The sequence below is a fragment of the Opitutia bacterium genome (genome assembly GCA_016217545.1).
In the GTDB taxonomy this organism is placed as follows: Bacteria; Verrucomicrobiota; Verrucomicrobiia; order Opitutales; family Opitutaceae; genus Didemnitutus.
In genome coordinates this window covers 480,553-505,087 of sequence record JACRHT010000016.1, presented here as the reverse complement: position 1 = coordinate 505,087, position 24,535 = coordinate 480,553, and the positions used below count along the sequence as shown (strand labels likewise).

The following is a 24,535-nucleotide window of genomic DNA, read 5'->3' as shown; positions in this document are numbered from 1 at the left end:
GACTTCAAGGAGCCACAGCAAGCGGGCGATTCAACGAAATTCCTCGGACGGTCCGAATTTTAAGCTCCGGCAAACGGCGTGACCTCGTTCATAGTGCCGGCGTCACCCTCTCCCCGCGCCGTCCCCACGCGGAATATCCCCAACCCCATGGCACACTTCACTCGCAGGGAATTCGTGCGCAGCACCGTGCTCGGCGCCGCCGCGCTCAATCTCGTCTCGCAGCTTCAGGCCGAGTCACTGCCACCGCCCACTGGGCCGGCACCCGTTCCGCTGAAGCCCGGCACCGCTCCCGTGCGCTGGCTCGATGGTGCGCCGCCGAGGTATTTTCCCGGCGCGACGTGGGGCGTGGCGTGGCCTCGCGGCGTGCATGCGGCCGGCACGAGCTTCGCGCTGGTCGACTCAGGCGGCGCAAATCTCCCCGGCCAAACTTGGCCGCTCGCCACGTGGCCGGACGGCTCGCTGAAATGGACCGCGCACGCGCTTCCGGCGGGTATCGCACCGGACGGCCTCGAAATCACGGCGGGGCAACCAGCCGCGCCCGCAGCCCCTCTGCGCGTCAACGAAGACGCCACGAGCATCACGGTGGACACCGGCGCGGTGACTTGCCGCATCAACAAGGCCGGCGACCGACTCGTTGCTTCGCTCGTCCGCGGCGGCGCGGAGGTCGCGCGCGCGGGACGTCTGGTCTGTCTCCGTGAGGATCGCGCTGGCGCGCCCGTGAGCGAGGAGTTCAACGGGGCCATCGAGCGCGTCACGCTTGAGCAACCCGGTCCGATTCGCGCCGTCGTGAAGATCGAGGGCAAGCACGCGCGCGCTGGCCGGGCATGGTTACCGTTCGTCGTGCGGCTCTATTTCCACGCGGGCGGCGAGGCGATCCGCTTGCTGCACACGATCGTGCACGACGGCGATGAGAACCGTGATTTCATCCGCGGACTTGGTGTGCGTTTCGAGGTGCCGATGCACGGTGAGTTGCACGACCGCCATGTGCGCTTCTCCGGTCAGGGCGCGGGTCTGTTCGCCGAGGCGGTGCGCGGAATCACCGGCTTGCGGCGCGATCCCGGCCGCGAAGTGCGCGAGGCGCAGCTGGCTGGCGCGGCCACGCCGCCGTTGAGCAGTTGGCATCCTGCCATCCCGAAACTGCTGAAATACGTGCCCGCCTACGCGGACTGGACGCTCTTTCAGTCGAGCTGCGACGGCTTCGAGATTCGCAAGCGCACGCAGGAAGGTCGCACGTGGCTGACCCCGGCGCGCGGGCAACGCGCGGGCGGACTCGCTTACGTCGGCACGCCGGCGGGCGGCCTCGCGATGGGGATTCGCAATTTCTGGCAAAGCTACCCCGCGCAGCTCGACGTGCGTGGGGCGACGAGCGAGGTTGCCGAGTTGACCGCGTGGCTGTGGGCGCCGGACGCGGCCGCGATGGATTTGCGCGGCTACCACGACGGGATGGGGCAGGACACTTACGAGAAGCAACTCGAGGGACTCGAGATCACCTACGAAGACTACGAGCCGGGCTTCGACAAGCCCGAGGGCGTCGCGCGGACCAGCGAACTCTTTCTGTTCCCGGTGGCCGCGACGCCCACACGCGAACGCCTCGTCGAATTCGCCGACATCGTGCGCAATCCGCCTGTGCTCGTGACGACGCCGGAGCACCTGCACCGCTGCGCGGTGTTCGGCAATCTCTGGGCGCCGGTCGAGCGCACTCACCCGGGCAAGGCGCGGATCGAAGATCGCCTGAGCTGGCTGTTCGGCTTCTACCAGCAGGAACGCGAGAATCGCCGCTGGTATGGTTTCTGGAACTACGGCGACGTGATGCACAGTTACGATGCCGACCGCCACGAGTGGAAATACGACGTCGGCGGCTTCGCGTGGGACAACTCCGAACTCTCGACCGATCTCTGGCTGTGGTTCTATTTCCTCCGCACCGGACGCGCCGACGTGTTCCGTTTTGCCGAGGCGATGACGCGGCACACCGGCGAAGTCGACGTGCACCACCTCGGGCGTTTCGCGCCGCTCGGCTCGCGGCACAACGTCCTTCACTGGGGTTGCAGCGCGAAACAGCTGCGCATCAGCACGGCGCTGAACCGGCGATTCTATTACTATCTCACGGGCGACGAGCGCGTCGGCGATCTCATGCGTGAACAGATCGAGGCGGCGCGCGCGCTCGCGACGACACAGGCGAACCGCAAGGTCGCGAAGGACCGCGTGACTGCGCCCGATCCCAACGCGCGCGAAGTCTACGCCGGCTTCGGCACCGACTGGGGCTCGCTGGCCGGCGCGTGGCTCACGGAGTGGGAGCGCACCGCGGATCCGAAGATGCGCGAGCGGCTCCTCGCCGGCATGCGGACCATTGCGTCGCAGCCGCTCGGATTCTTCACCGGTGGCGCCCGGCTCGAGCTGGCAACGGGGGCGTTTGCGCGCTCGACCTTCGAAAAGCCGGTCGTGTCGCACCTCTCGGCGGTGTTCGGCCTCGTCGAAGTCTGCGCGGAACTCGTGCAACTCCTGCCGGAGGTGCCCGAGTTCAAGACCGCGTGGCTCGACTATTGCCGCCTCTACAATGCGCCGAAGGAGGAGCAGGCCGCGCGTTTTGGCGCGCCGCTCGCCGGCACGAACCTCGAACAAGGTCACTCGCGCCTCACGGCATTCGCCGCGGTGCAGACGGGCGACGCGGCGCTGGCCGCGCGCGCCTGGAGCGAGTTCCTCAATCCGCCCGGCCCGGGCGGACGCCCAATCCGCAACCGTCCGCGCAACGAGACGAAGCGCATCGAGGGGCCGGCCGTCCTGCGCCCAGTCGACGAAGCGCTCGGCGTGTCGACCAACGACACGGCGCAATGGGGCCTCGCCGCGATGCAGTGTCTCGCGCTTGTTGGCGACCAGTTGCCACGCGGCTGAGCCGCGGAGACCGTCGGTTCGAGGGAAAAGTGGCCGTCGGCCTCCGCGCCGGCTGGCCGCCCGCGCTATTTTTCCTCGTTGGCGGTCGTGATCAACTCGGCCGCCTGCAACTCGGCCACGGCCTCGCGATCGCCGAACGCGGGCAACGCGGCGGGCGCTGAAAAATAGATTCGAGGAGTCGGTCCGCTGACACTGGCGCGCGCGAGGGGCAGGATTGCCACGGTGATTTCGGCACCGCGCAGCGCTGCCGGGTGGCGCCAGAGTCCGATCTCAAGCGGCGCTCCGTTGTAGTAGTCGTCGTTCACCAACTCGCCGTCGACGAATACGCGCGCGACGTCGCCGGTGTAGCGAAGGCGCAGCAACGGGCGCGTCTCGGCTCGGAGACCGGCGGGAAGTTTGACGCGCCAAACCGCAGCAGCGGCGAAGTCGGCGTCGGTCGGCATCGCGGCGACCGGTTTCGGCGCGCGCCCGAGGGGCACGGCGCGTGGCGCGCCGGCGTCGCGCACGCGTTCGATCTCGAGCGGCGCTGTCGATTCGGTCGGCCGCGAGGCGAAGCGGACCGAGCCGTCGCGCGAATCGCGCTCGAAGGCGAGCGAATCGGCTTCGTCGAGCACGACGATGCGCGTGGTGGAATCGAGACTCATGGCTGGTTCGCGTCCGGGCGTCAGATCGAGGACGCGCGTGACGCCATCGCCCCGTTGCTCGATGCGCCCGCGGTGCGCGACGACGCGAGCCCCACGGAAGACGAATTCCGTCGGCACGCCCGTGGTGGCTGTGAAATACCACGTCTTCTCGGCGGCGCGAACGACGATGGCGAGAGGTTGGGCCGTGGCCCACGCGAGTGTCCCCGCTCCGTCGAGGTCGAGATTCAGCGGCCAGATGAAGTGGGCGGACTCGGGAATGGCGACGGGAGTGGTGGGCAGCGTGAGCGAGCCGCCGGTGGAGAAGTTGACCGTGAACTGCACGCCGGGCTTCGCGGGCAATGCGCGGCCGCGCTCGTGATTGTTGACGAAGAGAAAGCCGCGCGCGTCGTCGGCACGGACGGACCAACGCAGCGTGGCGAGATCGTCCTTTCCGCTTGGCCGCGCGTCGGGCAGCGAGGTGCCGAGCGACGCGAGACGCGCGCCGAAATCGTGCAGATAGAAATGCAGGCGACGGAGCGAGGCGTAGTGCGGCCGAACTTGGCCGTATTGTCCGAGCGGCGCCTGGAAGTCGTAGTTTTTCACCGGCATGTCGTTCCAGTTCGTCGTCGCGGTGTCTTGCGCTTCCATCAGCGGCGTGCGGCCCGAGGGGTTCGTGCCGCCGTGATACATGTAATAGCCGGGCGATACGGAGCCGGACCCGAGCTTCACGAGCGTCAGCGAAGTGATGTCGCGCGGGTCGACGAGGATGCGGCGGTGATAGCTGCTCATCATGCCGCCGCCGATCTCGCAGGTGAGATACGGATAACGCGCGACGTCGGGAGCGTCCTGCACGTCGCGCCGGCCGAGCGCTTCATTGGCGATGTTCGCATCGGTGCGCAGGGTGGAGAAGTGGAAGCCGGACCAATAACGGCCGGGCATGGCGGTGGTTTCGCGGTCCCAAAAGCCCTCCGCGTAGACGCCGTAGAGCGGGAGAATCTCGCCGAACGGCATCGGTGTCGCCAGTTGCGGCCAGCCGGTGCGGGTGTAGAGCGGGACATCGAATCCGGCTCCGCGGGCGATCTGCTTCAACGTGAGCAGGTGCCGCGCGGGGCCGCCGTATTCGTTCTCCAGCTGCACGCCGATGACCGGCCCGCCGTCTTTCCAGAGCAAGCCGCGGCATTGCGCGGCGGCTTGCGCGTAGAGCGCCCGCGTGGCAGCGAGGTAGGCTGGCGCGTCGGTGCGAAAACTGCCGCGGGCGACGATCCAGTCGGGCAAGCCGCCGTTGCGGACTTCGCCATGGCACCACGGGCCGAGGCGGACGATCACCTTCAAGTTCTCGGCGGCCGCGGCCTCGATGAACGCGCGGAGGTTGCGATCGCCCGACCAGTTCCAAGCGCCTTCGACTTCCTCGTGGTGGATCCAGAAGACGTAGGTCGCGACGATGTCCACGCCGCCGGCTTTCATTTTTGCCAACTCCGCGCGCCACTCGGCGGCCGGGTAGCGGCTGTAATGAAATTCGCCCATCACCGGCGTCCAGCGCCGGCCGTTGAGCAACAGGCTGTGGCTGTCGAGCGTGAGCGTGTCGCCGTTCGGCGCGGTGGCGGTGCCCATCTGGAATCCGGACGACGTCACCGCTGCGGGCGGTGCGACCGTGAGCGTGAGTGGTGTGGCCGAGGCGAGGCCAACGGCGAGAAGCGAAAACGAAAGAGAGAGGAATTTCACCGGTCGATGGGATGAAGAGGAGGGAGACTCAGCGGATTTCCGGCGCGGGCGTGCCGAAGTCGGGTGTGCCGTCCGCGCGCCATGCGATGCGCTGAACGCGCGTGTGGCGATTCGGGTCTTTGAGCGGGTCGCCGACGATGTCGCGGTAGTTGCGCGCATGGAAGACAAGCAAGTCGCTGCCGTCAGTGTCGGTGGTGAACGAGTTGTGTCCGGGGCCGAAGATGCGATTCGCCTCGCTCGTGGTGAAGACCGGCGTGGGCGACTTCGTCCACGATTTCGGGTCGAGCAGGTCGGCGTTCTCGTCCGCGCTGAGCAAACCGAGGCAATACTCGGCGCCGGTGCCGGCGGCGGAGTAGGTGATGAAGATGCGGCCCTGGCGCACGAGGACGGCGGGACCTTCGTTCACCGCGTAGCGGACGCGCTCCCAAGGGAATTCCGGTCGCGAGAGCAACACCGGCGGACCGCCGAGCTGCGTCGGCGAGGCGAGTGGCGCGAGGTAGAGGTTGGAGTTTTCCTTCTCGCCGATGCCCTTTTGCGCCCAGACGAGGTAGCGGTGGCCACGATGCGCGAACGTGGTCGCGTCGAGCGCGAAGGACTGCCAGCCGGTGTCGAGCTGGCCACGCTCGGCCCATTCGCCCTCGAGCGGATTGGCGGCGGAATTTTCGAGGACGTAGACGCGGATGTTCCAGACCTTCTCCGCCGCGCCGGCGGCGAAGTAGATGAACCATTTGCCGTCGATGAAATGAAGCTCCGGCGCCCAAATGTGCGCGCCCATCGGGCCGGCCGCGTGTTTGCGCCAAATCGTTTTCGGCTCGGCAGTCGCGAGGTCCTCGATGGTGCGCGCGCGGCGCAGCTCCAACCGGTCATACTCGGGCACCGTGCCCATGAAGTAATACCAGCCGTCCGTGTGGCGGAAGATGTGCGGGTCGGCGCGTTGCGTGATGAGCGGGTTCGGCCACGCGACGGAATCGGTGGGTGGGGCGAGATCAATGTAGGTCGGCGCGTCGCGATCGCAGGAGAGCACGCCGTCTTTCTCGCGCAGTTCGACGACCTGGATCGAACTGCGGCGAAGCTCGAGCGAGTCCTTGTCCTCGGGTTTGATCGTGCCGGCTCGGCCCGGATGCGTGAAATAGAACAGGAACGCCCGGTCGCCGCTCACGACGACGCAGGGATGTCCGCCGTTCACGCCGTCGTCGACGCCGCGGCCGGGTTGCGCGAGCAAGTTGTCCGCTTGCGCCGTCCAATGCTCGAAGTCATCCGAGCGATACACGCCGAGCCCGCGCCAGAGATCGACGAGCATCCAATGCCGGCCGCGCCACGTGAACACGAAGGGACCTTCACCCGGCCGCTCGCCGACGCCGGTGCATTTGCCGCGATCAGTCCACGTCGCGAGGTCGGGGCTGTCGGCGTAGTAGATGGATTTGCCGTCGCGCTCGTTGTTATACCAGAGCCGCCAGGTGCCGTTCGGCAGACGGTGCACGCCGGCATCGATCACGCGGTCTGAGCTGAGAGCGAGCGTGGAGCGATAGGTCCAGTGGCGCAGATCGGCGCTGGTCAGGTGCACGATGCGGCGCGGGTGCTTCCAGTCTTCGAACACGCCCGGCACCACGGTGAGAAACATGTGGTGCGTCCCGGCAGCCGAGTCACCTATTGGGTTACTCGGCCCGTGAGCTTCCGTCCCGTGGTTAGTCGAGGGTGCCGGATGCGGGTAACCTATTGGGTTACCGGGCGTGGCGGCGGGCACGACCTCCGGTGCCCAAAGTGTGGCGCTTTCAGAGGGGCCGGCCACTTCGGGGGGCAGGGCGATGTCAGCGGTGCCGACGTAGGTCCAAGTCTCGCCGCCGTCGCGCGATTCGGCGATGCCGATGGCGGTGCCGTGGACCCACGCGACGCCGGAGAGGCCGGGGACGTTGGCGCGGCGGTTGGTGTAGAACATCCACCACGCGCGGGCGTGCGGGTTCCAGACGACGACCGGATCGGCGGCGCCGTCGAAAACCGGGTCGCGGAAGAGCGGCTTGGGCGCGGCTTCCTTTTCGGCGCGGGCGAGGAGGGTCGACGTGAACGCCAACAACCCCAGCGCGAGCAGGACGAATCGTTTCATGGCTGAACGGGAGTCAGGGTGATGCGGTCGAGGACGACGCCGTCGTCGACGCCGCGGAGGGCGAGTTTGTGCGCGCCCGGTTGCGAAAGGCGGATGCGCGTGGTGAGTGGGCGGAAGCCGGCGAGGACGCCTTGCGCCCACTCGGGTCCACCGTCGCGGACCGGAAGCGCGAGGGCGTGGAAGGGACCGCCGTCGATCGCGAACGCCACGCGCAGCGCGCCGCCGCGAAGCGGGTGGGTGGGGAGGAGCTCGAACGTAAGGTCGAAGGCGCCGGGGCCGGTCTCGATTTCGTAGGTGTAGTCTGCGCCTGCGGCGAGACGCAGCGCACTGCCGGACCGTCCGAGCCCCGGGACGATGCCAGCTCCGTCCCGGGCTTCCGGGGCGGAAAACACCGGCAGGGCAATGCGTCCCTCGACCTCGCCGGGCGTCGAGCCCGACAGATTCAACGGACGCCACGGCGCGAGGCGCATGCTTTTCCAGTCATCGTCGGCCGGCTCCAGTCGCATGAGGCCCTTCCATTTCCCGCGAGCAATCTCCTCGTTGAAGCGCCGCGTCAGCTCGCGCAGTTCGGCGTCGGCGGCGTGCGCCGCGTCGAGGTGAGAACCATGTTCGCCGAGAATGTAGCGGCGATTGGCGAGCGCCGCGCCTTTCACGGGATAGGTGACCAACTCGAAAAACGCGTCGCGCTTGGCGACGGGAATCCTTCCTGCGAGTGCGTCCACGTCGGCGCTCAAGTCGTCAAAGGCCGACCGGCGCGCCTCGAGGTCGCCGCGCGTCCAATCGCTCGCGCGCGGCGGCTGGCCGGGCAACCACCATTGCAGGTGCTCGGGTTTGCGGGCGAAATTCAGCGTGTAGTAACGGTCGAGAACCGCGGCGATCCGGTCGGCGTGCGCCGCGCCGAACTCGCGCGTGGCGAACTCGCGCAGGAACTTCGGCTGCGCGTCGGGGCCCCATTGCTTCACGTCCCACGCGAGACGCAGAAAGAACTCGGTGCCGATTTCGGCGGGCTTGAGATCGCCGACGTTCGCGATCCACACGCGGTCCGCGCCGTGCGCGTAGGACTTGGTCATCTCCTCCCACACCAGCGCGGGCGGCGTCGTGCAGAGCCAGAGATAGGAGAGCGGTCGGCCGAGGTAGGAGAGGTGGTAGTAGACGCCGAAGCCGCCGCGGCGCTTCCGTTCCTCGGGCGAGGCGAAGTTGCGCACGTAACCGAAGTTGTCGTCGGGCCAGACAATCGTGACGTCATCCGGCACGCGCAGCCCGCGGCGGTAAAGGTCGAGGACTTCCTTGTAGGCGCAGAACATCTGGGGAATGCCGGCGGAGGAAGACTGCTGTAGGAGCCTGCTTGCAGGCGATCTAGACGAATCATCGCCTGCAAGCAGGCTCCTGCGGTCGACGTGCTCCGCGAGCATGGCGCGTTGGTCGGCGAAGACCCGTTCGAGCACGGCGATGCGCTCGGCGTCGGTCTTCGCACCTTGGATCGCGCTGTCGTGGATGCCGCGCATGCCGAGCGTCCAGAGGCTTTCGAAACGGCTGTTGGCGCGCACGCGCTCCTCCCAATACGCGCGCACGCCGTCGCGGTTGGTGACGTAGTTGTAGTCGGCGGCGCGCTCGTGCGGCCATTCCCCGACGTTGTTGCGGAGCATCGGCTCGGCGTGCGACGAGCCCATGACGATGGCGTAGTCGTCGGCGAGCGCGGCGTTGCGCGGGTCGGCGTTGAACGGACGGGTGCACGCGTGCATCGCGGGCCAGAGCGTGTTGGCTTTCAGGCGGAGGAGGAGTTCGAACACGCGGGCGTAGGTCTTCGGGCCGATGCCGCCGCTCTCGGGCTCGAAGGTTTTCGCCGCCCACGGCTGCAGGCCCCAGTCCTCGTCGTTGAGAAAAATGCCGCGATAACGCACCGACGGCGGGCCAAAGCGCCGCGTGCCTTCGGCGATGAGCAGCTCGCTCTTTTTTTCCGGTGTCGCGTCCGCCCACCAGTGCCACGGCGAGACGCCGATCTGCTGCGAGAGCTCATAGACGCCGAACGCGGTGCCGCGGCGGTCGCTGCCGACGATCACGAGCGTCGGTGCGGGCACGGCCGGCGGTGCGAGCGTGGCGATGAGGAACGATTCCCACGCGCCGCGCAACTGCGCGACCTCGAGCGCGCCGGCGGCGACGAGGGCGTCGATAGCGGGCGCTTGGCCCAGCGTGCCGATGAGCACGCGCGGCCCGGCGTCGGTCGCGCTGGACTCGATCATCGGTTCGATGCCGGTGATCGTCGCAACGTCGCGGACCAAATCGCCGGTCGCGAGCTGAACGACCTTGGCGTCGGTCGGGGAAACCACGAACGGTGCCGCGCGCCCGTGTTCAACGAGCGGAAAATTCGCCGCCGAACCGAGCGCGGTCCAGCCGAGCGCGCACAGCAGGGCGACGGCTGAACGTGTTCGGCGCATCGACTCAGAGTTCGAGCACGACGACGGATTTCGCCGGGAGCGCGACGACGAGCTTGCCGCCTTCGAGCTTCGCGCCGGTGAAGGCGGCGGGCTTCACGGCAGCGGGGGCGTCGAACGTGTTGTGCGTGTCCATCGCGTCGGCGGTGAGCACGCGGCCGGTGACGCTCTGTGCAGTGACGCCGGCGAGGGCGCACGTGACGGTGATGGCGTTCTTCGGGTCGCAGTTCACGAGCGAGAGATGGACCTTGCCGGCGGCGTCGCGCGAAGCGGAGGCGCTGACGGCGGGAATTTTCTCGGTGCCGAAGACATAGTCGGGCGACACGAGATCGACGCGCAGTGACGTGGCGTCCTGATGCACTTTGAACATCTCGAACGCGTGATAGGTCGGCGTGAGGATCATCTTCGAGCCGTCGGTGAGAATGACGGCTTGGAGCACGTTCACCATCTGCGCGATGTTGGCCATCGTGACGCGGTCGGCGTGACGGTGGAAGACGTGGAAATTCAGCGCGGCGACGAGCGCGTCGCGCAGGGAGTTCTGCTGGACGAGGAAGCCGTCCTTGGTGCCCGGCGTCTTGTCATACCAGGTGCCCCATTCGTCGACGACGAGCGCGACCTTCTTCTCCGGATCGTATCTATCCATGATCGCGGTGTGCTTCGTCACGAGTTCCTCCATGCGGAGCGTGTTGCGCAGGGTGGAGAACCACTCGGCTTCGGGGAAATCGGTGGCGGCGCCCTTCTTTTTCCAATCGCCCGTTGGCAGCGTGTAGTGGTGCAGCGCGAGGCCGTTCATGTTCTTCGCGGCCTTCTGCATGAGCACCTCGGTCCAGTTGTAGTTGGAGCCGTCGGGGCCGCACGCGACGCGATAGAGGCGGGTGTCGGTGTAGTTTTTGACGAAGGTGTTATAGCGGCGGTAATTGTCGGCGTAGAACTCCGGCGTCATGCTGCCGCCGCAGCCCCAGCTCTCGTTGCCGATGGCGAGATACTTGACCTTCCACGGTTCCTGCCGGCCGTGCGCGCGACGGAGATTGGCCATGGGCGAGCTGGCGGGCGAAGTCATGTATTCGACCCATTCCATCGCCTCCTGCACGGTGCCGCTGCCGACGTTGAGGCACACGTAGGGCTCGATGCCGAGCATCTCGCAGAGGTCGAGAAACTCGTGCGTGCCGAAATGGTTGTTCTCCACGACGCCGCCCCAATGGGAGTTAAACATCGACGGACGCGACTCGCGCGGCCCGATGCCGTCCTTCCAGTGATACTCGTCGGCGAAACAGCCGCCCGGCCAGCGCAACAAGGGGACTTTCAGCTCGCGCAGCGCGGCGAGCACGTCGTTGCGATAACCCTTCGTGTTCGGGATGGGCGAGTCCGGTCCGACCCAGATGCCTTCGTAGATGCAATGGCCGAGATGCTCCGCGAAGTGGCCGTAGATGTTCCGGTTGATCACGGGGCCGGGCTCGTCGCCGCGGAGGACGAGCGTGGCATCGGACGCGTGCACAGACGTAACCGCGGTCGCCAACGCAAGCGCCGCGCACGCAAACAGGGGTCGGGGTGTCATGCGGCGAATCGTTCGCGCAAACCGCCGCCGGCACAATCGCGCCGCAGCTTGACCGTTCGACACGCGACGCGCCAAACCGCGACGGCCGAACTCACCATTCGGCGAGCGGGCGAGGCGAGGGGGGATTTCCCGCGTGCTCGCCCGGGCAGAACTGCACGGTGACTGATGCGTCGGGCGAATCGAGCGGCGTGAACGTGACGCTGACGAGCGTCACGCCGGGGTTGCGGGCATTGAAGCCGTCGTCCGGCGGCTGGGCGGGCGCTGCGGCGAACGTCAGGCGGTCGCTGCCCAGCAGATGCAGCGTGAGCGAGTGGCCGTTTTGCCGGAGCACCGCGGTGGCGCCACGCAACTCGACCTGGGCGCGCGTGGCGAGCTGCCAGCGGACGGAGGTGGCTGGTGCGAGGCCGGCGATCTCGTCGCGCACGACGAAGCCGCGGTCGGGCTGCAGTGCGAAGCCGCGCCGCACGCGTTGCGCCTGTCCGGCGAAGACCGGACTGAGATCGAGCACGGCGACGCGACGCGCGCCGTCCGAGGTGAAGCGCTCGACAGTGGCGCGGCCGTCGACGCGATGCCGCGCGCCGCCAAGCGTGAGCGTGTTGTGGCTGACGTTGGCGAGGCGGTAGACGCTCCAGCGCGGCGAGTTTTGGGCGCGGTTCCAGAGGTCGATCTTCTTCGACTCGAGCGACTCGTAATCCTGCATGCCGAGGTCGATGGCCCAACGCACGCCGTCGACTTCGTAGACGAAGGTGCCGGCGTCCATGTGCGCATGATTGAGGCCGGCCGCGCCGCCCTTGGCGGCGAGATAGGCCGAGCCGGGCGCGGTCCACGACTCGCGGAAGACGACCACCGGGTTAGCACCATCGCCGCGCCAGTCGAGGGGCAGGCGCGGTGCCGCCGCGGCGCTCGTCGGCCACCACAGCGCCGCGAGCGGAGCGAAACGATTGCTGCGCGCGGCGGCAGCGAGGCCGTTCTTCCCGGCCAGACGCTGCATTTCGAAGCGCAGCAGTCCCGCGTCGCCCGTGCGGCGCGCGAACCAGAACACCGCGGGCTCGAAGTCCAGTCGCTCGCCGCCGTCGGAGAAGTTGAACGAGTGTCCGCTCGGGCCGGTCAGCTGCAAGTAACCGCCCGCGCTCGCCAGGAAACCGGGACTCGCGCTCAGGCCCCAATCGGTGCCGAGCGCGGATTCGAGCGCCGCGAGCATCAGCACCTGGTAGCTCGTGCCGTAAGCCCAATAGGACGGGCCTTCGGGATAGACGCCGTCCGGCGCGTAAGGCTTGAGGCCGTGCGCAATCCCGACGCGCGCAAGATCGAGCACGCGCTGCGCTTCGGCCGGTGCTTCGTCGGCAACGGCGAACGCGCCGAGCGTGAGGCCGCCGAAACAAACCTGGTTCCAGTTGTTCTCGGCGCGCTGCCACGAGTTGCGGCGATCCTTGGGATCGAGGCCGGGCCGAAGCCCTTTCTCCACGATGGCGCGGCGGATCTCGTCCCGCGCGGCGGGCGCGAGGCGCGCATGCAGCCAATCGTAACCGAGGGCGAGCGCGGCCGTCGCCTCGCCGACGTCGAGGAAATGCTCGGGGTTCCAGTCGCTGAAACGCGCGGCCGCCAGCATCTCGCTCTCAGCGCGGCGAACGAAAGACTCCTCGCCCGTCACGCGCGCGGCGTAGCTGAAGAGCAGCACGCGGTGCAACAGCTCGCGCGAGACGTGCAACAGGCGGCGGCCGGTCATCACGCGCTGCACGGGCGGCAACGCGGCGCGGGCGCGCGCCTCCGCCACCAGCGCGTCGCTGAACGCCGCGAGCGCCGGCTCGGCGGCGAGGCGCACGCGGAGCGTTTGCCAGGCTTCCTCGCGCGCGAGCAGGCGCGGATGCGCGGGCCATTCCGCGGGCGCCGCCGTGTCGTTCGTGGCGGAGCCCGTCGCCCGCGCGGCGAGCAGGCCGGCGAGGCACGCGAGACCGAGCAGCAGGCGGCGCGGGAGGCTCATGGTTGCACGGGCAGCGCAGGATCCTTCAGCGGCACTTCCTCCGGCGCGGAGCCGTCGGGCGCGGTGACGGTGAACTGGCCGCGCAGGCGAATGTCTTGCGACGAGGAACCGACCATCACGGTGAAGCGGCCGGGCTCGACGACCCATTCGTAGCGCGCGTTGAGCAACTGCAGGTGGCGGCGCTCGAGCGTGAAGCTCACGGACTTCGTCTCGCCGGGCGCGAGCGACACGCGCGCGAAGCCGCGCAGCGCCTTGTCCCACGTCGTCACGGAGCTGTAGTCGTCGCGCAGGTAGAGCTGCACGATCTCGTCGCCGGCCCGCGCGCCGGAATTGGTGATGTCGCACGCGACGGTGACCGTGCCGTCGGTGCCGACACGCTCGGGCGTCACGCGGAGATTGCCGTAGCGGAACGTCGTGTAACTCAGGCCGTGACCGAAGGGAAACAGTGCGCCGGTGACCTGTCCCTCGTCGCGCGCCTGCGCGCTCGGGCGCGTCGGAAAATTGAACGGCACCTGACCGGCGCTACGCGGGAACGTGATGGGAAGGTGTCCGCTGGGGCTCACGTCGCCGAACAGCACATCGGCGAGCGCGGCACCGGCTTCCTCGCCGGGGAACCAAAGCTCGACGATCGCGGGCACGTGCTTCGCGGCCCAATTGATGCTGAGCGGCCGGCCGTTGCTGAGGACGAGCACGACCGGCTTGCCGGTGGCGTGGAGCGCGCGGAGGAGTTCTTCCTGATAACCGGGCAGGTCGAGACTCACGCGACTCGCCGACTCGCGGCTGATGTCGTCGGTCTCTCCGAGCACGGCGACGATCACGTCGACGTCCGCGGCGGCGGCGACTGCCTCCGCGATGCCCGCGCGCACGTCGGCCGGTGCGGGCTCCTTGAACAAATCGCTCTCGGGAAACGCGGCGTCCTTGGCCGCGACGCCCTTCACGTAGCGCACCTCGACGCCCGCGCCGAGCTTGGCGCGCAGGCCGGCGAGCGGTGTCACGAAGTCGAGTTGCTGCGGCGCGTAGCGCGACCACCAGCCGTGCGGATCGTCGGCGAGCGGGCCGGCGACGAGCACCTTCTTCAGTTTCTTCGCATCGAGCGGCAGCGCGGCGCCGTCGTTCTTGAGCAACACGATCGACTGGCGCGCGGCGAGGTGCGCGGCGGCGAGGTGCGCGGGCGCGCGCACGGTCTGCGGCGCGGCGGCCGGATCGCGGTAAGGCGCGTCGAAGAGCCCGAGGCGGAACTTCACGCGCAGGATTTCGCGCACGCGCTCGTCGACGACGGTCATCGAGAGTTTGCCGGCGCGGATTTGCTCGCGGAGCGGCGTCACGAACACCTGCGGTGGCGTGAAGGTCGTGCGGACGTTCATGCCCGCCTCGACGGCCTGCCGCACGGCGTCGCCGTAGGTCGCGGCGGTGCGGTGCTTGGTGTGGATGAACTCGACGGCGTCGCTGTCGGAGACGACGTAGCCCTTGAACCCCCACTCGGTGCGCAGGATGTCGGTGAGGAATTTTTTCGAAGCCTCGACCGGCACGCCCTCGTAGTCGTTGTAGGAAGCCATCACGCCCATCGCCCCCGCCTCGCGCACGGCCCGGCGGAACGGCTCCAGGTAGATTTCCTGCACGTCGCGCCACGTCGCGGCCGGGTCGGTGCGCACGTGGCCGTCGCGCCCGCCCTTCGGGATGGAGTAGACGGCGAAGTGCTTCACGGTCGACGCCACGCGCGCCTCCTGGATGCCGCGGACCTGTTCGACGCCGAGCGTCGAGACGAGGAACGGATCCTCGCCGTAGGTCTCAGTCGTGCGGCCCCAGCGCGGGTCGCGCGCGAGATCGAGGATGGGCGAGTAGACGTTGCTGTAGCCGAGCGCGCGCGCCTCGCGGCCGGTGATGCGGCCGATCTCGCGGACGAGTTCCGGGTTGAACGCCGCGGCGACGCCGAGTTGCGAGGGGAAACTGGTGGTCTTCGCGTGGAGCAGGCCGCGGATGCCTTCGTTGGTGAAGTCGGCCGGGACGCCGAGGCGGGTCTGCTCGACGAACCAGCGTTGAATTTCGTTCAGCTGCCGCGTGTGATTGTCCCAGGGCAGATCGTATTTCGGGTTCGCGAGATCGCTTTTCCAGCCGAGGTTGCCGTTGGACTGCTCGTCGATGTTGCCAATGCCGTCCTTCCACAGCTCCTGCGCCCAGCCCGGCGTCGGCAACTCGTCCTTCAGCACGCGCGGGTAGCCGTAGAGCGTGACCATTTGCGCGGTCTTCTCCTCGAGCGTCATGCGCGCGACGAGATCGCTCACGCGTGTCTCGAGCGGCGCCGCGGCGTCCTCGTAGGAGTCTTTCACGCCGTTTTTGTTCAGGTCGATCCAACCGTCGTGATAAATCGCCGCCGGCGGGCGCGGGTCGAGGAATTGATCAGGCGTCGGTGCGGCGACCGCGGCGGCGGCCAACGCGAGAGCGAAGGGGTGGAGCAGGCGACGGGGAATCATGGGGAGTAGCGGAGCAAGGGAAGGGCGCGGCGCCCGCGGTGGCAACGGCGGTGGAATCCCTCTCATGAGGGGGGCGCGGCTGCGAGGTCTTGCGCGAGCGCATGATTGGGATCGCGGCGCAGCACTTCGCGCAGCCGGCGCCGCGCGAGGGCGATGCGGCCGAGGCCGAACAGCGCCTGCGCCTCGAGGAAGAGCGCAGTCGTGCGCTGGCGCGCGGCGAGGTCGTCGTCGAAGAGCAGCATCGTCGGCAGCGACGTCGCGAAATAGTCGATCGTCGCCGGCGCCTGCGCGAGCCGGTGCGCGTGCGCGAGCAAGGCGCGGAGCAGTTGTGTCGCCTTCGCGCGCTGCCCGAGCCGCCGCCACGCGAGCGCGGAGAAGAAGGTCATCTCGGAAAACGCCCGGACGCTCATCGCCTGAAAATCGCCGCGAAACGTCGCGGCCGCGCGCCAATGGCGTCGCGCTTCGGCGCGCCGGCCGGCCGCGGCGAGCGCTTCGCCGAGCCAGAAGTGGACGTCGCTCGCGTTGGCGAGCAGGTGGCGCGCCTCGCCGAGATTCTCCGGCGCGCCGAGTGCGGCCGTGCCGAGCGCGACGGCGGCGTCGGCGTCCCCGCGAGCCAGCGCGGCGCGCGCGAGCAGGAGGTGCGTGCGCACGTGCTGGCCGAGCGCGAGGCCCTCGCCGCCCTCCCACGGCTGGAACTTTCGCTCGCGCAGCATCGTTTGCGCGAGTTCGGGCCGACCGGTCTGGTTGTAGAGCGCACAGAGTTCGACGCTGAGGTCGTCGCGACGGCGGACGAGGTCGATGCGGCGCTCGAGCGCCCGTCGGCGGCGGGCGGGCGAGTCACCGAGGCGTTTCGCGAGCTGATCGCTTTCGTAGAGCAGACGCGCGTCGTCCGCCGCGGCGCGGAGGGCCCGGGCGTAGGCGCGGCGGGCGCGCCCGGGCGAGTGGAGGATGTTGAAACAGCCGATGCCGAGGTTGCGCCACGCCACGGCGTTGCCGGGTTCGTGGCGAACCGCGCGTTGCCAGAGCGCGATCGCCTCGCGGTGACGGCGGCGATCGTAGAGGAGATTACCGAGATAAAACGCGGCGCGCGCCTCGCCGGGGCTGATGGCGAGCGCGGATTGAAGAATCGCAATCTCCTCGCCGCGGGCCGGGAAGCAGTAGTCAGGCGAAGCCTTTCGCGCCGCCGCGAGCTGCGTTGCCGCGTCCGCCGGGCGGTCGAGCAGCTGGTAAAGCCACGCGCGGTAGTAGCCGAGCAGCGGCGCGGTGCCGTCGGTCGCCTCGGACGGAGCGTCGGCGAGGACGGCGAGCGCGGCGTCGGCGAGACCCGCGCGCGCGCAGTCGAGCGCGACGTCGAAACGCGTTTGCGTGCCGCCGGGCATGGGGCGACCGGATTGGTGCAACGCCCACGCGTCGAGTGGATCGAGACGGAGGATTTCCCCAAGCGCGGCAGCGGCCTCGGCATCGCGGCCGAGGCGACGGAGCAGCAGCGCCTCGAGATTACGCGCGCGGAGATTGTCGGTGCCGTTGCGGAGGCTGCGCGCGACGAAGCCGAGCGCGGCTTCCCAGTCGCGGCGCTGGCCGGCGATCTCCGCGAGCGCGTGGAAGCCTGCGGATTGCCACGCGTGATTCCACGTCGCCTTGTGCAACGCGGCGGCGGCTTCCTCGAGCGAGGCGTGTGCCTGCGTGCGGGCGCGCCGGTCGGCGAGCGCCGCGAGCGCGCGCTGTGCGAGGCAGCGGCCGAGCTGGTAATGCGCTTCGCCGTCGGCGGGGTTCGGATTGCGCTCGGTGAGGCGCGCGATGCTGGCGCGCAGGTGGCGTTCGGCGGAATCGAGTTCGCCGCGGCGCAGGTGCCACCGGCCGAGCGCGAGGTGGCAGTGCGAGTCGTTGGCGTCGCGTCGGCAGCCTTCGCGCCAGTAGTCGTCCGGCGCGCGGGTGGCGTGGCGATATTGCTCGAGGTGGAGGCCGATGAGGTAGAGCTGGTCGTTGCTCGCGACGTCGGCGGGTGCGGGCGGCTCGGTGGCGGCTTGCGCAGCGAGTTCGGCGGCACGCGGGCGGCGCGGCGGCACCGGCGTGTAGCGGATGAGCTCCCGGCCCTCGGCGCTGAGCGCGATGAGCGTCAGTTCCTCGGCGCGCGTGCGCGGCGGCAGCGCGACGGTCTCGACGAGCGGAGCGGCGGGCGACAGATCGCGGGAAAACTCGGCGAGCGTGCGCGCGCCGTGCCGGAGCTGCACGCGGGCGGCGCGATGCGCGGCGGTGACGGCGATACCGAGCCGCACGGTGCGGCGGTCGGCGGCGACTTGCAGGCTGAGCGCGGCGTCGATGTTGGCGGCGTGCGCGACGCCGATGGCGCGGATGGGATACCAGGATTGCGACCAGGTTTTCGTTTCGCCGGGTTGCAGGAAGGAGAAATCCGGCTGGTTGTCGGTGAATACGCCCGCCATCAGCTCGATGTAGGGGCGGTATTCGCCGTGCTCGTCGGGCTCGGTGAGATTGCGGTCCCATGCGTAGCCGAACTCGTGGTTGCCCCACGTCCACTGCTTCTTGCCTGGCGCGACGTGGTGATCGGCGACGTGCACGAGGCCGGCCTCGGCGCGGTGATCGTAGCCGCCGAAGAAATCCCCGCGCGTGCCCATGCACATGTAGGACGTGGGCACGGGGATGTTGGCATACCAGGATAAATCATCCGGGCGGTAGTCCGGCTGACTTGGAGTTGAGAGTTGAGGGTTGAGAGTTGAGGGGGCCGACCCGCAGTGGGGCGGAACGTAGCGCGCGGGCCGCTCCGCCGCGGGGACGCCGCGGCGCGCGCGGGCGGCGTAGTCGACGCCGTAGTAATGTCCGGAGCAGTGCGGGAACGTGCTCATCGCCCGCTTGGCGTGATCGGCGACGAAGGTGGCGTCGGGCGGGAAGAACGACTGGTAGCGCTCGTGCACGCGCGTGGCGACGTTGGCCCACCAGAGGAACGTCTGCGTGTCGCCGGTGCGATTGTAGACCCGGGCGCGCAACTCGAGCGCGGACGAACCGGGCCGCAGGCGGACGCCATGCATGCCCTTCATGCGCGCCATCGGATCGTGTTCGCTGAGCCACGCAGTGACGGCGCCGTCGGGCTCGTGCTCCACGTGCACGTCGGCTGGCATGAACGTCGACGGCCGGTGATGCTGCGGCCAGTTGAACTCGATGCCGCCGCTGATCCACGGACCGGCGAGGCCGACGAGCGCGGGTTTGATCACCGGCTGGTAGTAGATCGCGTCGGCGCCGTTGGTCTTGTCGATCATCCGGTGGATGCGGCCGCCGAGCTGCGGCAGGATCATCACCTCGAGGAATTCATTTTCGACGAACACCGCCTGCCAGTCGTGCGGCACGGGGCGCTCGGCGATGCGGTCGCAAAACGGCAGCGGATACACGCGCCCGCTCGAGCCTTGATAGACGCGTTTCTCGAGAAACATCGGGTTGCGGTCCGGCGCGTGCGGCAAGTAGGTGGGCAGCACGACAGTCTCGTGACGGACGGAAACGGAAAGCATGGCAGCGGAGAGACGCGGGAGAAACCTCACTCAAGCGGCGTGTCCAGGCAAGGCGACGCACCACCTGCCGGACAGTCCTGCAAAACTCCCGGCGGTTTCGCCTTCCGCGCCGCGGCGGCTCCCGGCATCGTGCGGCCGACTCTCTCGCATGTCCTCGCTCCCGCTGCACGGTGAATGGTTCCTCGCGCTCGATCGCTCCGACGCGGGCGTGGCCGGCCGCTGGTTCGCGGACCGCCTAGCGGACCCCTCCACCGTGCAACTCCCCGGCGCGCTCGCCGCGCAAGGCCACGGCGATGCGCCGACGCCCGACTCGCCGTGGACGGGCACGATTTTCGACCGCGGCTATTTCACCGCGCCCGAGTATGCGGCGTTCCGCCCGCCCGCGCCGGTGCGGTTGCCGTTCTGGCTGACACCCGAGCGCATCTACGTCGGCGTGGCATGGTATCAGCGCGAGATCGAGGTCCCGGCCGAATGGGTCGGAAGGCGCGTCGTGCTCTCGCTGGAGCGGGCGCATTGGCAGACGCGCGCGTGGCTCGACGAATGCGAACTCGGCACGCGCGACAGCCTAGCCACGCCGCACGACTACGAACTCGGCGTGTTCACCGCACCCGGCCGCCACCGTCTCACGCTGCGCATCGACAACCGGCTGCTCGTCGATGTCGGCGAGAATGCGCACAGCGTCAGCGATCACACGCAAGGCAACTGGAACGGCGTGGTCGGCGCGCTCCAACTCCGGGCGACGGCGCTGGCGTGGATCGATGACCTGCAGGTTTATCCGGACGTCGCGGCGCGCGCCGTGCGGGTGCGCGGCCGAGTCGGCGTTGCGGAAGGGAAGGAGCGAGCGGCCAGCGTGGAACTGACGATCGCGCGCGCCACGGTCAGCAGCGAAGCGTCCGGTAGGAGCCTGCTTGCAGGCGATGATCCGGCTTCGATCACAAATGAGATGTCCGGGTCGCCTGCAAGCAGGCTCCTACAGGACGGATCGGTTTCGGTCGCGGGGGTGGTTGTGCCGGTCGCTGCCGATGGGAGTTTCGCGACGACGCTTGCGCTCGGCGCCGACGCGCCGCTCTGGGACGAGTTCACGCCCGCGTTGCACACGTTCACGGCGCGGCTGCCGAATGGCGAAGCGCGCGCGGTGCGCTTCGGCTTGCGCGAAATCCGGCGCGACGGGCGGCGGCTCTTGCTCAACGGCCGCCCGCTCTTCCTGCGCGGCGCGCTCGATTGTGCGCAGTTTCCGCGCACGGGGCATCCGCCGACCGACGTCGCCGAGTGGCGGCGCATCCTCGGCGCGATCCGCGAGCACGGGCTGAATCATGTGCGGTTCCACTCGTGGTGTCCGCCCGAAGCCGCGTTCGTGGCTGGCGACGAGCTCGGGATGTATTTCCAAATCGAGGCCGGCACCTGGCCGAACGCGGTCGCTGTGCTCGCCTTCAACTCGCCGCGTGGCATCGGTGATGGTGCGAGCGTCGATGCGTGGACGCTCGCGGAGGGCGAGCGCATCCTGCGCGCCTACGGCAACCATCCGTGCTTCGTGCTGTTCGCCGCGGGCAACGAGCCCGGCGGGCCGCAGCATCGCGCCTATCTCGCGCGCTGGGTCGAGGCGATGCGCGCGCTCGACTCGCGGCGGCTCTACACCGGGACGGCGGGCTGGCCGGAGCTGGCGGAGAACGATTTTCACGTGCTGCCCGAGCCGCGCGCGCACCAGTGGGGCGACGGACTCGCGAGCCGCTTGAACGCCACGCCGCCCGCGACGGTCGCGGATTATCGCGCGAGCGTGGAGCGCCGTGTCGCACCGGTCATCAGTCACGAAATCGGACAATGGTGTGCGTTCCCCGATCCGGCGGCGGCGGCGGAATACACGGGGCCGCTGCGTCCGAGCAGCCTGGAGATCCTCGCGGCGCGCTTGCGCGAGCGCGGACTGGAGGCGCGGGCCGCGGAGTTCGCGCGCGCTTCGGGGCGACTGCAGTTCGCGTGCTACAAGGAGGAGATCGAGGCGCAGCTGCGCACGCCCGGGCTCGGCGGGTTTCAATTGCTAGGCCTGCAGGATTTCACGGGGCAGGGCCACGCGCCCGTCGGCGTGCTCGATCCGTTTTGGCGGACGAAGGGCTACGCGAGCGCGGCGGAGTTCCGGCGCTGCTGTGCGCCGACGGTGCTGCTGGCGCGGCTGCTGCATCGCGTGTTCACGGCGGGCGATACGCTCGAAGCCGACCTCGAAGTTGCACACTTCGGCGCGCGTCCCCTGACCGGTGCCGTCGCGCGCTGGCGCGTGGAAGACGCGACGGGCGGCGTGCTCGCGCAGGGTGAATTTGCACCGCGCGACGTCCCGCTGGGCGCGCCTTTCGCGCTCGGAAAAATCCGCGCGTCGCTCGGCGTGGCGAGGCGCGCGCAGCGGCTGCGGCTCGTGGCCGGCCTCGCGGGAACGGCGATTGAGAACGACTGGACCGTGTGGGTTTATCCGGCGGCGGAACCCGCGCCGGTGCCACCCGGCGTCCTCGTGACGCGCACGCTCGACGCGCGCGCGGAGGACGCGTTGCGCGCCGGTGGACGCGTCGTGCTTTCCGGAGGCCGTGGTCGCGCGCGCGGCGACGCGCTCGGGCGCGTTGAGTTGGGATTCACGCCGATCTTTTGGAACACGTGGTGCACGCAGCGGCAGGCGCCGCACACGCTCGGGCTCGTGTGCGACCCACGGCACGCGGCGCTGGCGGAGTTCCCGACCGAGGCGCACAGCGATTGGCAATGGTGGCATCTGTTGCGGCGGGCCGACGCGTTGATCGTGGACGCGCTGCCGCGCGAGTTGCGGCCGCTGGTCGAGGTGATCGACGACTGGTATACTTGCCGGCGGCTCGCGCTGGCATTCGAGGCGCGCGTGGGCGCGGGGCGGTTGCTGGTGAGCAGCGTCGATTTGACGGAGGACTTGGCCAACGAACCGGTGGCGCGACAGTGGCGCGCGAGCTTGCTGGCGTATGCGGCGAGCGAGGCGTTCGCGCCGGCGGTCGAAGTAACGGTGGAGGTGGTGCGGGGGCTCTTCCGTCCCGAGGGGGAGTAGGGCGCCGGACTATCCGAATGCGACTGGCTTTGCCGACGGGCGGTGGTGCTATTGGCTCAGTCGCTCACCCCTCCCCATGAAAATCCGCCTTCGTCTCCTCGTTGCCGTTGTCGTGACTGGTTTGCTCTCGCTGGGTCTGCGCGCGGCGGTCGGGCAGGGGACCAAGCTCTACCACGGCGCCGCGTATTATCCGGAGCTGTGGCCCGAGGCGGAAGTGCCGCGCGACATCGCCGAGATGAAGAAACTCGGCATCAACGTCGTGCGCGTGGGCGAGTTTGCGTGGGCGCGCATGGAGCCGCACGAGGGGAATGTCGACTTCAGTTTTTTCCAGCGCGTGTTCGATCAACTGCATGCGGCGGGCATCGACGTCGTGCTCTGCACGCCCACGGCCACGCCGCCGGTGTGGCTGAGCCACGGGCACCCGGCGCGCGCGTTCGTCGACGGCGAGGGCCGCGCCATGATCCACGGCGCGCGGCAGCACATGTCTTATGAAAACCCCGACGTCCGCGCGGCGTGCCTGCGGATCGTCGCGGCCGAGGCGGCGGCGCTCGGGCGGCACCCGGCCGTCATCGCATGGCAAATCGACAACGAGCTGAAATGCCACGTCGGCGAGGATTTCAATCCGTCCGCCATCGCGAATTGGCAGCGCTGGCTCGAGCAACGCCACGGCACGATCGGCGCGCTCAACGCCGCGTGGGGCACGGAGATTTGGAGCCAGCGTTACCAGCGCTTCGATCAGGTGCCGGCGCCGCTGCGCACGCCGTTCCTCCACAACGCCTCGCTCAGCACGGCCTACCGGATGTTCAACCGCGAGCGCACGGCGGATTTCGTCGCCGAGCAATGCGCGGCGATCCGCCAGCACTCCGCCGCGCCGATCACGCACAACACGATGCGCTGGTTCGGCGTCGGGCTCGAGAGCCTGCACGCGCCGCTGGATTTCGCGGCGTTCGACGATTACCCCTCGAGCAAGGACTGGCGGAATCTCATCGTGCACTACGACCTCTTCCGCGCGGCGAAGCCCGGCAAGGCGTTTTGGGTCATGGAAACGAGCGCTGCGCACAACGGCTGGCTCAGCAACCACGAGCCGGCGCATCCGCCGGGCTTCCTCGTGGCCGAGGCGGTCGCCGACTACGCGCTCGGTGGCGAGGCGTTTTGCTATTGGCTCTGGCGGCAGCAACGCACCGGCTGCGAACTCCCGCACAGCGCGCTGCTCAGCGCCTGGGGCAAGCCCACGCTCGGCTACGTGCAGGTGGAGCGCGTCGAGGCCGCGCGCCGGCAACTCGAGCCGCTCATCGCGGCGAGCCAGCCGCTGCCGGTGGAGGCCGCGGTGACGTGGTCCGATCTCGCTCGCGCCATGTGGCAGACGGAGCCGCTGGGCTCGAATCGCGCGCACACGGTCGATTACCAGAAGGCGATCGGCGAATGGCACTCGCTGCTGCTCGACGCCGGCGTGCCGCGCGACATCCGGTTCGAAGGCGCCTCGCTCGACGGGTTGAAACTGCTCGTCACCCCGATGGTGCCGCACCTCAGCGCCGAAGTGCTGGCCAGGGCGGAGAAATTCGTGCGCAACGGCGGCGTGTGGATCTGCGGCCCGCTCTCCGGCGGACGCACCGCCGAGCACACCGTGCCGACCGACGCCGCGCTCGGCGCGCTCGAAAAGCTCGCGGGCGTGGAGGTCGTCTATTCGTTTCCCGTGAACGGCATCGACGCCAAGGCCGAGAGCGACGGCGTGACGGCGCCGCTCGCCGGCTGGTGCAACGCGCTGCGTCCCGCCGCGCCCGAGACCAAGATCCTCGGCACGCTGCTGACCGATCGCATGGAGGCCGGACTCGCGTTCGCGACGGAGCGTCCGCTCGGCCGGGGCGCGATCATCGTGCTCGCCGCGCAACCGCAGGGCGACGCCGGCCAGGCGCTGCTCGCCCGCCTCGTCGCGCACGCCGCGACGCGCGCGGATGTTCGCCATCGCTACACTGCCACGCCCGGCACGATCGTGTGTCCGCGCCGCACGACCGACGGCCGCACGCTGTGGATCGCCGTGAACATGGATGGCGCGGGTGGCGAAGTGCAGTTGCCCGCCGCCGCGACCGACGCTGTCAGCGGCGCCGCGCTCGCCGCCGGCGCGTTGAAGCTCGGCCGCTACGAGTGGCGCGCGGTGCGATTCTGAGCCGAGCACTCGATCCTTATTAACCACGAATGA

The 24,535-nt window shown here is 69.1% G+C and carries 10 protein-coding genes; 3 read left to right on the top strand and 7 right to left on the bottom strand.

Going from position 1 to position 24,535, the window contains the following annotated elements; all coding sequences use genetic code 11:
* Window positions 1-147 precede the first annotated feature (147 nt).
* Window positions 148-2,889, top strand: coding sequence for a Tat pathway signal sequence domain protein (locus tag HZA32_14580; protein MBI5425302.1), 2,742 nt, complete (start codon window positions 148-150; stop codon window positions 2,887-2,889).
* Window positions 2,890-2,954: 65 nt separating this feature from the next.
* On the opposite strand, the gene HZA32_14575 is transcribed toward HZA32_14580, so the two are convergent.
* The 7 genes from HZA32_14575 to HZA32_14545 all read right to left on the bottom strand — a co-directional run bounded on the left by HZA32_14575 (window position 2,955) and on the right by HZA32_14545 (window position 19,292).
* Window positions 2,955-5,234, bottom strand: a complete 2,280-nt coding sequence (locus tag HZA32_14575) for a beta-galactosidase (protein MBI5425301.1) — start codon at window positions 5,232-5,234, stop codon at window positions 2,955-2,957.
* Window positions 5,235-5,262: 28 nt separating this feature from the next.
* Window positions 5,263-6,534, bottom strand: coding sequence for a family 43 glycosylhydrolase (locus HZA32_14570; protein ID MBI5425300.1), 1,272 nt, complete (start codon window positions 6,532-6,534; stop codon window positions 5,263-5,265).
* Window positions 6,535-7,331: 797 nt separating this feature from the next.
* Window positions 7,332-9,770 (bottom strand): glycosyl hydrolase 115 family protein, encoded by a 2,439-nt coding sequence (locus tag HZA32_14565; GenBank protein ID MBI5425299.1) that lies wholly within the window; start codon window positions 9,768-9,770, stop codon window positions 7,332-7,334.
* A 4-nt stretch (window positions 9,771-9,774) separates the two neighbouring features.
* Entirely contained in the window at window positions 9,775-11,322 is a 1,548-nt protein-coding gene (locus HZA32_14560; GenBank protein ID MBI5425298.1) for an alpha-N-arabinofuranosidase, read from the bottom strand.
* A 91-nt stretch (window positions 11,323-11,413) separates the two neighbouring features.
* Entirely contained in the window at window positions 11,414-13,303 is a 1,890-nt protein-coding gene (locus HZA32_14555; GenBank protein ID MBI5425297.1) for a heparinase II/III family protein, read from the bottom strand.
* On the bottom strand, window positions 13,300-15,774 hold the full coding sequence (locus HZA32_14550; protein MBI5425296.1) for a glycoside hydrolase family 3 C-terminal domain-containing protein: 2,475 nt from the start codon (window positions 15,772-15,774) through the stop codon (window positions 13,300-13,302). Before HZA32_14550 ends, HZA32_14555 begins: the two co-directional genes overlap by 4 nt.
* A 62-nt stretch (window positions 15,775-15,836) precedes the next feature.
* Entirely contained in the window at window positions 15,837-19,292 is a 3,456-nt protein-coding gene (locus HZA32_14545; protein ID MBI5425295.1) for a DUF5107 domain-containing protein, read from the bottom strand.
* Window positions 19,293-19,440: 148 nt separating this feature from the next.
* On the opposite strand from HZA32_14545, the gene HZA32_14540 reads away from it, so the two are divergent.
* Together HZA32_14540 and HZA32_14535 are read left to right on the top strand one after the other, a co-directional pair.
* Window positions 19,441-22,338, top strand: coding sequence for a glycoside hydrolase (locus tag HZA32_14540; protein MBI5425294.1), 2,898 nt, complete (start codon window positions 19,441-19,443; stop codon window positions 22,336-22,338).
* A 76-nt stretch (window positions 22,339-22,414) separates the two neighbouring features.
* Window positions 22,415-24,502: a beta-galactosidase gene (locus HZA32_14535; GenBank protein ID MBI5425293.1), complete on the top strand. Its 2,088-nt coding sequence runs from the start codon at window positions 22,415-22,417 to the stop codon at window positions 24,500-24,502.
* Window positions 24,503-24,535 lie beyond the last annotated feature (33 nt).

Excerpts from the sequence above, each read along its gene's own strand:
- HZA32_14540 (MBI5425294.1), top strand. The coding sequence starts at position 19,441 with ATGTCCTCGCTCCCGCTGCACGGTGAATGGTTCCTCGCGCTCGATCGC.
- HZA32_14570 (MBI5425300.1), bottom strand. The coding sequence starts at position 6,534 with ATGCTCGTCGATCTCTGGCGCGGGCTCGGCGTGTATCGCTCGGATGAC.
- HZA32_14545 (MBI5425295.1), bottom strand. The coding sequence starts at position 19,292 with ATGCTTTCCGTTTCCGTCCGTCACGAGACTGTCGTGCTGCCCACCTAC.
- HZA32_14560 (MBI5425298.1), bottom strand. The coding sequence starts at position 11,322 with ATGACACCCCGACCCCTGTTTGCGTGCGCGGCGCTTGCGTTGGCGACC.
- HZA32_14555 (MBI5425297.1), bottom strand. The coding sequence starts at position 13,303 with ATGAGCCTCCCGCGCCGCCTGCTGCTCGGTCTCGCGTGCCTCGCCGGC.
- HZA32_14550 (MBI5425296.1), bottom strand. The coding sequence starts at position 15,774 with ATGATTCCCCGTCGCCTGCTCCACCCCTTCGCTCTCGCGTTGGCCGCC.
- HZA32_14580 (MBI5425302.1), top strand. The coding sequence starts at position 148 with ATGGCACACTTCACTCGCAGGGAATTCGTGCGCAGCACCGTGCTCGGC.
- HZA32_14565 (MBI5425299.1), bottom strand. The coding sequence starts at position 9,770 with ATGCGCCGAACACGTTCAGCCGTCGCCCTGCTGTGCGCGCTCGGCTGG.
- HZA32_14535 (MBI5425293.1), top strand. The coding sequence starts at position 22,415 with ATGAAAATCCGCCTTCGTCTCCTCGTTGCCGTTGTCGTGACTGGTTTG.